Origin of the sequence: Hyella patelloides LEGE 07179 (assembly GCF_900659865.1) — a bacterium.
GTDB lineage: Bacteria > Cyanobacteriota > Cyanobacteriia > Cyanobacteriales > Xenococcaceae > Hyella > Hyella patelloides.
In genome coordinates this window covers 1-10,903 of the sequence record NZ_LR214009.1, presented here as the reverse complement: position 1 = coordinate 10,903, position 10,903 = coordinate 1, and the positions used below count along the sequence as shown (strand labels likewise).

Sequence of the window (10,903 nt, the reverse complement as noted above, 5' to 3'; positions counted from 1 at the left end):
TTACACTTTGACGTGCGGAAGGTGGGTTAATCTTTGAACATCGATCGTTTCTTGTATTTATTAATTAACCAATAATCACTAAACACTTTAAGGGCGCAAGCCTTGCGAAGGGGCTGTGGGGCGAGGCAACCTCGCCCCCTTGTAAGCTCCGTCCCCTACTAACCACTAACAAAATCAAAAATTACATTGTTTTTCTATTGCAGTAATTAAATTTTGTCTTTGTTTGGTTACTAGATCCATTTGTTCTAATAAATTAAAAATTTGTTTGACTCCTTTGCCGTTTTCCACAGTTTCACTTCTTTTTTTAAATAACTGAGCCTTTTCTTGAAGCATCTGAGCAAGTTGCTGGCTGTAATGCTGAGAATTTTCGGCTACATCTAAATCTAAATATTGTTTTGCTACAGAAGTTAATTTATTTGCTCCTTTTTGATACTCTAATTTAATCGTAAAGAGAGACGCAGACTCTTCTATGTAACGATGGTTTTCTAGCCTATGGATTTGATTTTCGGTTATATAAATAGTATCTATAAATTTTTGACAGTCTTGTTTTTCTATTAGAGCAACATCAGCGATCGCTTTTTGCGAGCCAACAAACCAAAGCTGAGGTGGTTTCAATAAAATATAAGAAATAAGTATTGTCAAGATAGCACTAAAAACAAACCATAAAAACAGAGAAAATACGGTAAAAACTTTCTTGAAAGAGTTAGATTTGAATCTTTTTTTCTCGATCAAAATCAAATCGATAATTTTTGAGGAAACTAAAAATAAAGTTATAATGAAGCTAAATATAGCGAATATGACAAACATAGATTAAAGTACACAAATTAAATATGGTATTATCAATACCACTTTCAATATATTAACTTGTGTAACTTCAAACAACAAAAGTCAACCATTCTTGAGCTTCTTGCCAACCCAATCCCTGACGTACTAATTCTGGCTCTTCTGTAGTAAAGTCGAGAATAGTAGAAACTTCAAAACCTGGCTCTTTTCCATGATCGACAATAATATCAACCAAATTTTCTAAACTATCAAATAATCTGGCTTTTTCAACACCCATTGTGGGAAATTCTCCGTCTTCATCGGGTAAATGGGCGGAAGTAGAAATAATCGGATTTTCCAAAGCTTGCAATAATTCTTGGCAAATCTGATGATCGGGAACGCGAATTCCTGTAGTCCTACGTTTAGGACTCATAACCAGTTTAGGCACTAGCTTAGTAGCAGGAAGTAAAAAAGTATAGGGTCCTGGTATGAGATGTTTCATGATCCGATAAGCGCGATCGCTGACTTGAGCGTAACTAGCAATATTAGAAAGAGAAGAACACAAAAAAGTCAAAGGTTTATCATTGGCTAATTGTTTAAGTTGTCTGACTTTTTGTAATGCAGATTTAGAGTTGAGATCGCAACCGATAGCATACACTGTATCAGTAGGATAAAGCATAACCGCCCCTTGTTTTAACTTTTGAGCAATCTGCTCAACTGTACGTTTTTGTGGGTTTTGGGGATGAAGCTCGTATAATGTTGCCATTTTTCAGTACTCTCGATAAATAATTGAAAATTTAATCCTTAATCTAATGACTAAAATTGCTTACTTAAAGTGTCCTACTGGTATTGCAGGAGATATGTGTTTATCTGCTCTAGTTGATGCGGGCGTACCGTGGGATTACTTAACTAATTCTTTAGCTAGTCTGGGTATTAGCGATGAATACGAGCTACTGCTAGAGCAAGTTTATCGTAATAGTCAGTTAGCAACTAAGGTTCTGGTTAACTTGCACCATGAGGAAACATCTCATCATCATCATGCTTCTGCAAGACATTTACCAGAAATTACTCAGATTATTCGTGGTGCGGATATTCCTGTAAGAGCCAAAGATTGGAGTTTACAAGTTTTCCAGCAATTAGCGATCGCTGAAGGAGCAGTTCATGGCGTTTCCCCAGACAAAGTTCATTTTCATGAAGTTGGAGCGACCGATGCCATTATTGATATTGTGGGGACTTGTTTGGGTTTAGATTGGTTGGGAATAGCAGAGTTATACTGTTCTGCTTTGCCTACGGGTGGAGGTACAGTAAAAGCTGCTCACGGAAGGTTATCTGTTCCTGTACCTGCCGTTTTAGAATTATGGAAGTTACGGCAAGTCCCCGTTTATAGTAATGGAATTGAAAAAGAATTAGTTACTCCTACAGGTGCAGCGATCGCTACTACTTTAGCTCAAGGTTTTGGCTCTCCCCCTCAAATGACGATTGAGAAAGTTGGTTTAGGTGCGGGTTCACAGGATTTAACTATTCCCAATATCTTGCAATTATGGATTGGCAATACAACCGCTCAATCTAGTCTCAAACAAGAAACTATTACGGTTTTAGAAACCCAAATTGACGATCTAAACCCTCAAGCGGTGGCATACACTTTAGAACGATTACTACAAGCAGGTGCGCTAGATGTCTTTACCCAAGGGATTACTATGAAAAAATCCCGCTCAGGTATTCTGTTAACTGTAATTTGCTTGCCGAACCTAACAGATACTTGTAAAGAAATTATCTTTCGAGAAACTACTACTTTAGGAATTAGAGAACGCATTCAACCAAGAAGTATTCTCAACCGACAAATTCACACGGTAAAAACCCAATATGGAGCAGTTAGAGTCAAAGTTGCTAACTGGGATGAATCTACAGACTTTCCAGCAATTAATATTCAACCAGAATACGAAGATTGCGCTAAACTAGCCCGCGAACATGATATTCCTTGGCGAACAATTCAACAAGCAGCAATTTCTCAGATCGGTAATCGGTTTGATTAGTAGTATTTTTTCTATCATTGAGTTAGACAATCACAGATTATCTCGATCCCGCTTGACGGGACTCCGCCGTGAAACGACGGAGACAGCACGTGACCGTTGGTCAATTTACCATTTATCAATCACCGATCCCCGATCGCTTCGCTGATGATAGCTTAAAGTGCGCCCATATTAGCTAAACCTAAAATAACCCCTGCGCCCAGCAAATGACCAAAACTGGTAGTACCCAACAGTGCAGGTAAACCCATCCCACCAAAAAACGAAGGAGACGGTAAATTAGGTTCTGCACTAGGGGTTTTCATTGTGTATTTGCCAAAAGCGATCGCAATAATATTGCAAACAATCATGACGATGGCTACTTTAGGACTCCACTCAACAGTAGAGGGAACAGAAGCAGCTGCTAGTAAAGTTAAATAAGTCAAACTAATTTCTCCTGAAAATTTACACTGTTTTAAATTGTTCACAATCATATTCTTTCAGGTAACGAACTTATTAAACGTTGTTGCAATATTTATTAATTTGGTAAAGTTTTTTATACAAAAATAGCTGATCCTCTAATTAATTGACTTATAAACATCTTTTGTGGTTTATCATTAGTTTAAAAATCGCGGGGCTGTAGCTCAGTAGGATAGAGCAAGTGCCTCCTGAAAAAAATCGGGCATCCTGTAGGGAAACTTCAGGTATGAATGTGGTCAAATTCAAGGAATCCTAAGTCTAGATAGTTTAGATAAGGTAATCTTGAGCCAAGCTCTATGTCACTCTGGTAGAGAAGGTGCAGAGACTAGCCGTAGTCCAGTAACAGAGAATTGTTATCGAGTAACAATGGATACGGCACAACGGCCACCACCTAAAGACTAATTTTTGTCTATGGTGAAGAGATAGTCCAGAGAGTAAGGAAACTTACACCAATCTGAAGCACTAGGTCGCTGGTTCGATTCCAGCCAGTCCCGCATCAATCTATCCTATACGCTGGCTACAATCTAACCATCAACCAATTACTTCAGATAACCAATTACACCCAAAATACACCCACTTACCTATTATTCCCATATAGTCAAACGGGTAAAAAAGAGTAATTTAAGCGACATCATAAAAACTTGATTTAAACTTATCTTTTCTGTAAAGTAAAAAAAGACCAGGCATTATACAACACCTAGTCTACGTCGTCAAATCTGATATTTACCCTGAATTATTAGCTAAGTACTCAATCAAATAAGTTCAAAACTGACTTTAGGAAATTAGTCAGTAAGCATAGAATACTGAACTTATAAATCAATTTGGTAGACAGTAGACATTCAGTAGACAAAGTGTCTACCGCTTTAAACTCTTACTGTATCTAAGTTTCAAGCATTTAGGTAGACAGAGTAGACAAAATATCTAAAGGTAGAGAACAAATGCCATTAAATACCAAATGCCAAATACAGTCAGTGAGGGGAAGAAAAAATTATCTGTTTGGAATAGGTGAAAAGGCAAGCTATCTGACAAAAGATTTCAGTCTGCACATAGGGCTTTCGAGATTTTTCGCGCTGGTTTAAATTCGTACTGTATTGTTAGGAGAAACGTTATAGATGCATTGTTGCATTATGGAATTGGCAAACTTTGGGTAATTGCGATCGCACTTTCTTGTTAGTTTATTGATAAACCTTAAAAGACTATATCATTGGCTTGATAGGATCGGAACAATATTAAACTTTGGAAATAATTACTACATCATTTTTACGTTTCTTTCCCCATAGTAGAACATTATTATTTGGTAACTAGCAACAAGGCGAATAAGTGAAATAAATTATGAAAAGCTTACTTATTATGGTTTCTGGTTTTTCTTGTACTGGTAAAACTACTTTAGCTAAAAAAATAGCCAAGCGTTATTCACTTCCGTTAATAAGTAGAGATGACATTAAAGAATCTTTATATGATTCTTTAGGTTATTCAGATAGAGAATGGTCTAAAAAATTAGGTATTGTCAGCTATGATTTGCTTTATTTATTTATAGATAAAATACTGGCTAACCAACAAAAAATAATTATTGAAAGTAATTTTAAGCCAGAATTCGATGAAGATAAATTTTTAAATTTAAAAAACAAATACCAGTTTAATTTATTGCAAATTCATTGTTATGCAACAACAAAAGTTATTACACAAAGATTTAAAAACAGAGCCATATCTGGTGTCAGACATCCTGGTCATGTAGATCACCTAAATAATGAAGAGATTAAATTAAATTTGAAAAAAGGCGGTTATGAAATTTTAAATATTTGCGATCTCACTATGAAAATAGATACAACTAATTTTAATTTAATTGATTATGAAAAAATATATAAAGCGATCGAGAAAAACTAAAAAGAGAGTCACAACTATCGTTGATTATACTAATATATAGTTCCTCGATTAATCACCATTTAGATCGATAATGAGGAGATTTAGATATTATATTTAATATCATCTTGTTTGATTGGGAATTAAAACGTCTAACAAAATAGGTAAATGATCTGAACCAATATTTTTACCAGTTTCCATATTAGTTACTAAAACTTCTTGACTTACTAAAAAATGATCTAAAGGAATAGCTAACCAAGATGTCTGGGGAAAATATATAGACTGAGTGGGTAAGATACCAAAACCTTGACGAGCATTCTTTAAATTAGAATTAGCAATCATAGATTTATATTGAGGCGACCACATAGTAATATTAATATCCCCAGCTATAATTACAGGTTTGTCTAGTTTTCCTAGTTGATTACCAATACCTTTTTCTAATTGCTCGTTACGAATTTGCCATCCTTCTTGACCATAATAAAATTGTGGATAAGCATGAGTAGCTACAAAAACAAAGTCACTTTTACCGACAGTTACTTGAGATATAACTAAACCACGATAAGTTCCATAAAGTTGAATTTCTGTATCTTTCAAAGGAAACTTACTATAAATTTCTATTTGTAATTTTTTAGCACTAAAGTGATAGGGAAATGTCTCTTGAAGAGCTAATAATTTTGCGTCCCACGGGGGAGTTGCTTCTAAAAAGATTGCAATATCAACTTTACGGTCTTGAGTGAATTTAATAGCATCATTGTAACGTTCGTTTTGATGTAAAACATTAAAAGCTAATACTCTTAGTGGCTCATAATTTGTATCAATAACTTGTTGCTGTACTTCAAAATACCAGGGTGCAATAATAGCTAAATTAAGTATTAAGCAAATTAAACTTAAACATAACCAATAGTAGCGACAGGTTAAGAGCCAAAAAAAGAAAGTGCAGAAGCTTAATAGTAAATACTGCAATTTGAAATTAGCTGTAACTTCTAAATAACGATTCCAATCACCCAAATACCCAGCAATAGACAAGAAAAAAGTTACAATTGAGAATAAGCCAAAGAAATAAATAATTAACCGATTAAATAGTTTCATTTTTTAGATTGAATAATTAATGATTATCTTTAGTTAAAAAGAAAAGCTTGAAATCTTAAATCAATTATCCATTAATAAAAACTATTGCTTAATACCAAAATAAGTTAAAACCAACTCTTGATCTCCTGTATTAATAATTTCATGATATTCTCCTGCTTCTACGGCAATACAAGTACCTTGAGTGAGAGTAAACTTTTGCTGATTAATACAAATTATGCCAGCTCCTGATTCTACAAAAAATACTTCACTCATATCCTGATGACAATGATTAGATGCTAATTGTCCAGGGGCAAAAGTAGCTTGAGAAAAGTTGGTCAAATGAGGTAAATCCCCAAAAGACAACATAACTTTTTTCTTGATTTCAGGATTGTGAGAAACTTCTTGTACTGTTAATTGATTGAGGTTAGTTATTTTCATTTTTATTTGATTATTAATACTTTTTTATTTTTTTAACAAAATAATCACTAAAAAATATAATATTTTTTTGTCTTTGGATTAATAAAATATTGTACCTTAAAATATAAAAAGTATTCTACAATATTACACTAAATTTTAATTGAGTATTGCATAAGATTAGGAATGACTATAAAAGAAGCCAGAAAAATCGATCATCAATATGAATCTGAACTGTTTTCTATTGATAATAAAATCAAGATAAATACTCCGCCTTACTGGTGGCAAAAATCAACTGATGCAGTTTTCTTGGCTATTTATGAACATCCAAAAATTATTGGTTTTGTCACCGTTACTCCGCCTTAAAAAGACGGAGCCTGCGGTGACCGTTGGTAATAGTAGGCTACGGAAAATTTAGCGATCGCGATATCCTCTCAGAAATTTGCGAAATATATGTAGCTCCAACCCACAGAAACAGCAAAAATTTTAAAAAGCTTTTAAAAAAGGCATCTTCGTATTTAGAATATCCTTGGGGATTTCAAGTTCTTGAATCAAATAATTACGCTCAATCTCTATTTGAGTATTCATTGACCAGATATGCTATTAATTACACAAAAAAACTCTCTCGAGATGGAATGACGACAGTATACAAGTATAGAGTTGTTCAAGAACATACTACATAACGAATCAACCATGCCAACAGTAAAATTTCAAGGAAAAACAATTAATTGTGAATCAGGAGCAAATCTCCGTAGAGTATTGCTAGCAAATAAGCTGGATTTATATAACGGTAACTCCAGATATATTAATTGTCGTGGCATTGGTAGCTGTGGGACTTGTGCAGTGGAAATTATCGGTGAAGTCTCTGAAGCCAACTGGAAAGATCGTGTCAGGCGATCGCTACCGCCTCATTCTCCCGATCGAAATCGCCGTCTTGCTTGTCAAACTAAAGTGTTGGGGGATATTGAAGTCATTAAATATGATGGCTTTTGGGGACAAGGAGAGCAAGCTAAGTAACAGCAGATAAACTTTTTTAACTACTGCATAAATACAAAATTCAGAATAATACGAAACCTAAATCTTTGCGTTATATTGACGAAATGATGAGATATTAGAGCAGATATTATTTTGAGTTCTCTAATTGTTCTAGTAATAGCTATTATAGTTATTCATTTTTATAAATTCACATTTTATTCAGTACTATGCAAAAGACCAGCGATCTTCATGTTATTGAAACAAGACCTCTTTTAAGTCCTGCATTCATCAAAAGCGAATTTCCTCTAAGTGAAACCGCAGCAACCTTAGTTAGTGATACCCGCGATCGCATTCGTCAAATTTTAGCTGGTGAAGACCAAAGAATGCTAGTAATTGTCGGCCCTTGTTCGATTCACGATGTTGATGCTGCTATGGAATATGGCGAAAAGTTGACTCATCTGCGTGCAGAACTGCAAAATGAGTTGGAAATTGTCATGCGGGTTTACTTTGAAAAACCTCGTACCACAGTGGGCTGGAAAGGTTTAATTAACGACCCCCATCTCGATAATAGCTACGATATTAATACAGGACTCAGATTAGCACGGAAACTATTATCAGACTTAGCTCATATTAACTTACCCGCAGCTACCGAACTTTTAGACCCCATTACACCCCAATATATTGCAGATTTAATTTGTTGGACGGCGATCGGTGCTAGGACTACAGAAAGCCAAATCCACCGTCAAATGGCTTCTGGTTTATCAATGCCTGTAGGTTATAAAAACAGTACTGATGGTAGTTTTAAAGCAGCGATTAATGCGATGTTAGCTGCACGAATTTCTCATCATTTTTTGGGAATTAATAATGATGGGTTAGCTAGTATTGTGAAAACTACAGGAAATCCTGACGGTCATTTAGTATTGCGCGGTGGTGGTGATGAACCTAATTACAACGGAGAAAAAGTTTCCGCAGCAGCTAATTCTCTGAAAAATAAGGCTTTAAATCACCGTTTAGTAATTGATTGTAGTCATGGAAATAGTGACAAAGACTATAATCGTCAACCTATTGTTTTAGAAGATATTGCTCAACAAGTTCTAGCTAGTGCGCCGAATATTGTTGGTGTTATGATTGAAAGCCATCTGATTGCAGGAAATCAAAAGCTAAAGGGCGATCTCTCATCTTTGGCTTATGGTCAAAGTATTACTGATGCTTGTGTTAACTGGGAAACCACGCAGAAAATGTTGCGTTCTTTAGGTAATGCTGTAGCTCAAGGTAGACCAAAAGTAAGACAAAACCCCGTATTGCAAGGTGGTTAGCAAATAATTTTTATTAATTATAAATACTAAATTTTGTTGAGATAGAGTAATCTATCTCTTTTTTTGTTCATAATACTCAAAAAAAAATTTCAGTAGTTCCACTGAATCTTATGAAAAATTTTAATAAGTCTTTAATTCTGTTTCAGTTCATTTGCCTAAAATAAGTAATTTTTGCTATTTATTTGAGCTTAAAAATCTTATACATAGTCAAAAAGATAAGTAGGATTTCGGTTTTTAACCATTGCAAATATTGATTAAATTTAAGAATAAATAAATATTTTAAAAGGAAAGATAACTGATAGTTGGCAACTTAAATTATTGTTTGAGAAAATATCTAATATTGATTAGTTTATTTTGTGACTTTACGTAATTAATTGCGCGAAGTCGCCCCTAAATTCCCCAAATATAAGTAGATAAACATGACTGTCCTATCCGATGGAAATCGCAATCAGCTTGGTTTAAAAATATCGGAAGATATCTTAAAAGAAATTTCGATTCCTAAATCACAACAATTATTAAAATCCGTAATAGATCAAACAGAATTGGCGATCGCTATTTTAGACGAGCGATTATGTTATTTAATGGTCAGCGATCGATGGTTGCAAGACTATAATTTAGTAATTTCTCAAGTAATAAATACTCATTATTCTGAGGTTTGTCTAGAGCAATTTTGTTGTAAACAATTAATTTATCAAGACTGTTTAAGTCAAGAAATTAGCCAGCAAATAGAGCAAAAAATCACTAATCAATATGGCATTACTCAGCAGTTACAGCTATCTACTTATCCTTGGCGTAATCAACAAAATAAAATTTCTGGCATTATTGTTTTTAGTCAGTTACAAAAAAATGAATTCGATGTCGAGCCATTTTTCGATATTTCATTAGATATGCTCTGCATTGCAGGATCGGATGGCTGTTTTAAAAGAGTAAACCCTGCATTTACTGAAGCGTTAGGATACTCTGCTTCTGAGCTTACAGCAAGACCTTTTTTGAGCTTTGTTCATCCAGAAGACATTAAAGCAACCTTAACCGAAATGGAAAAACTCAAGCAAGGAAGTGCTTCAGTGGCATTTGAAAACCGTTATTGTTGTCAAGATGGCTCTTATCGCAGATTACGCTGGATGGCTGCATCTTCTCAAAAAAATCACAATTTAATTTATGCTGTAGCTAGAGATGTTTCTCAATTTAATGATTTACAACAAAAATTATCTTGGCAATCAAAACACGATTCTCTAACTGGTTCATTAAATCGCCAAGAATTTGAACAGCAAATAAATCAAGTAATTGCTTTAGTAAAAAATACTAATGAACAACACGCTTTTTGCTATTTTGATTTAGATCGTTTTAAAGTTATTAATGAAATTTATGGTCATTTTGTAGGAGATTGTTTACTCCGTCAAGTTACAATTTTACTAAAAGGAAAACTTAAAGAATCAGACATTGTATCTCGTTTAGGGGGAGATGAATTTGGTGTTTTATTAAAAAACTGCTCTTTAAAATCAGCCGAAAAAATTGCTCATAAATTACGACAAGTTATTCAAGATTATAACTTCACTTGGCAAGATAAAAAAATTACTTTAGGTGCTAGCATCGGCTTGGTAACTATTGATAAAAATAGCGTTGATTTTAGTAATCTTTTAAGTGCTGCTGATACAGCCTGTTATGCTGCTAAAGAACAAGGACGTAATTGGGTTCGAGTTTATCATCCAGAAGATTGTGAACTAGCACAAAAAAGAGGAGAAAGACATTGGATATCGAAATTAAATTTAGCGTTAGAAGAAAATCGTTTTTGTTTATATTGTCAGAAAATAACCCCTTTACAAGTCAATTATGGTACAGATCATTACGAAATTTTACTACGCTTATTCGATAACGATGGTAATTTGATTCCTCCAATGGCATTTATTCCCGCAGCAGAACGTTATGATTTAATGCCTACTATAGATCGTTGGGTAATTAGTAAATTTCTTGATAGCTATCAAAACTATTGTCAATTAAACAAGACATCGAAATTTTGTGACA

At 34.2% G+C, this 10,903-nt stretch carries 11 protein-coding genes; 6 read left to right on the top strand and 5 right to left on the bottom strand.

The genetic code is table 11. The annotated features are described in order from the left end of the window. Positions 1 to 174: 174 nt before the first annotated feature. Together H1P_RS26135 and H1P_RS26130 are read right to left on the bottom strand one after the other, a co-directional pair. The gene (locus tag H1P_RS26135) at positions 175 to 615 is read right to left on the bottom strand and encodes a hypothetical protein (RefSeq protein WP_144873076.1); all 441 of its coding nucleotides are present in this window, start codon (positions 613 to 615) and stop codon (positions 175 to 177) included. 259 nt (positions 616 to 874) lie between these two features. Continuing rightward, on the bottom strand, positions 875 to 1,528 hold the full coding sequence (locus H1P_RS26130; protein WP_144873073.1) for an L-threonylcarbamoyladenylate synthase: 654 nt from the start codon (positions 1,526 to 1,528) through the stop codon (positions 875 to 877). A gap of 46 nt (positions 1,529 to 1,574) precedes the next feature. Between H1P_RS26130 and larC the strand changes: the two genes are divergently transcribed. Then, on the top strand, positions 1,575 to 2,795 hold the full coding sequence (gene larC, locus H1P_RS26125) for a nickel pincer cofactor biosynthesis protein LarC (RefSeq protein WP_144873070.1): 1,221 nt from the start codon (positions 1,575 to 1,577) through the stop codon (positions 2,793 to 2,795). Positions 2,796 to 2,947: 152 nt separating this feature from the next. Here the strand turns inward: larC and psaK are convergent, their stop codons facing one another. Then, a complete protein-coding gene (psaK, locus tag H1P_RS26120; RefSeq protein ID WP_144873067.1) occupies positions 2,948 to 3,262 on the bottom strand; it encodes a photosystem I reaction center subunit PsaK in 315 nt (104 codons plus the stop codon). 1,318 nt (positions 3,263 to 4,580) lie between these two features. Between psaK and H1P_RS26115 the strand changes: the two genes are divergently transcribed. Beyond that, positions 4,581 to 5,132 carry a P-loop nucleotide/nucleoside kinase family protein gene (locus H1P_RS26115; protein WP_144873064.1) on the top strand — a complete coding sequence of 184 codons (552 nt, stop codon included), beginning with the start codon at positions 4,581 to 4,583 and terminating at the stop codon, positions 5,130 to 5,132. 99 nt (positions 5,133 to 5,231) lie between these two features. Here the strand turns inward: H1P_RS26115 and H1P_RS26110 are convergent, their stop codons facing one another. After that, a complete protein-coding gene (locus H1P_RS26110; RefSeq protein ID WP_144873061.1) occupies positions 5,232 to 6,197 on the bottom strand; it encodes an endonuclease/exonuclease/phosphatase family protein in 966 nt (321 codons plus the stop codon). A gap of 81 nt (positions 6,198 to 6,278) precedes the next feature. Next, positions 6,279 to 6,614, bottom strand: coding sequence for a cupin domain-containing protein (locus H1P_RS26105; RefSeq protein WP_144873058.1), 336 nt, complete (start codon positions 6,612 to 6,614; stop codon positions 6,279 to 6,281). A 162-nt stretch (positions 6,615 to 6,776) separates the two neighbouring features. Between H1P_RS26105 and H1P_RS26100 the strand changes: the two genes are divergently transcribed. From H1P_RS26100 to H1P_RS26085, 4 genes are all read left to right on the top strand, one after another. Then, positions 6,777 to 6,956: a hypothetical protein gene (locus H1P_RS26100; RefSeq protein WP_144873055.1), complete on the top strand. Its 180-nt coding sequence runs from the start codon at positions 6,777 to 6,779 to the stop codon at positions 6,954 to 6,956. Positions 6,957 to 7,283: 327 nt separating this feature from the next. Beyond that, positions 7,284 to 7,607, top strand: a complete 324-nt coding sequence (locus H1P_RS26095; protein ID WP_144873052.1) for a 2Fe-2S iron-sulfur cluster-binding protein — start codon at positions 7,284 to 7,286, stop codon at positions 7,605 to 7,607. 185 nt (positions 7,608 to 7,792) lie between these two features. After that, entirely contained in the window at positions 7,793 to 8,881 is a 1,089-nt protein-coding gene (locus H1P_RS26090) for a 3-deoxy-7-phosphoheptulonate synthase (RefSeq protein ID WP_144873049.1), read from the top strand. 419 nt (positions 8,882 to 9,300) lie between these two features. Next, positions 9,301 to 10,903: diguanylate cyclase (locus tag H1P_RS26085; RefSeq protein WP_144873046.1), on the top strand; the 1,603-nt coding region annotated here is incomplete at its 3' end.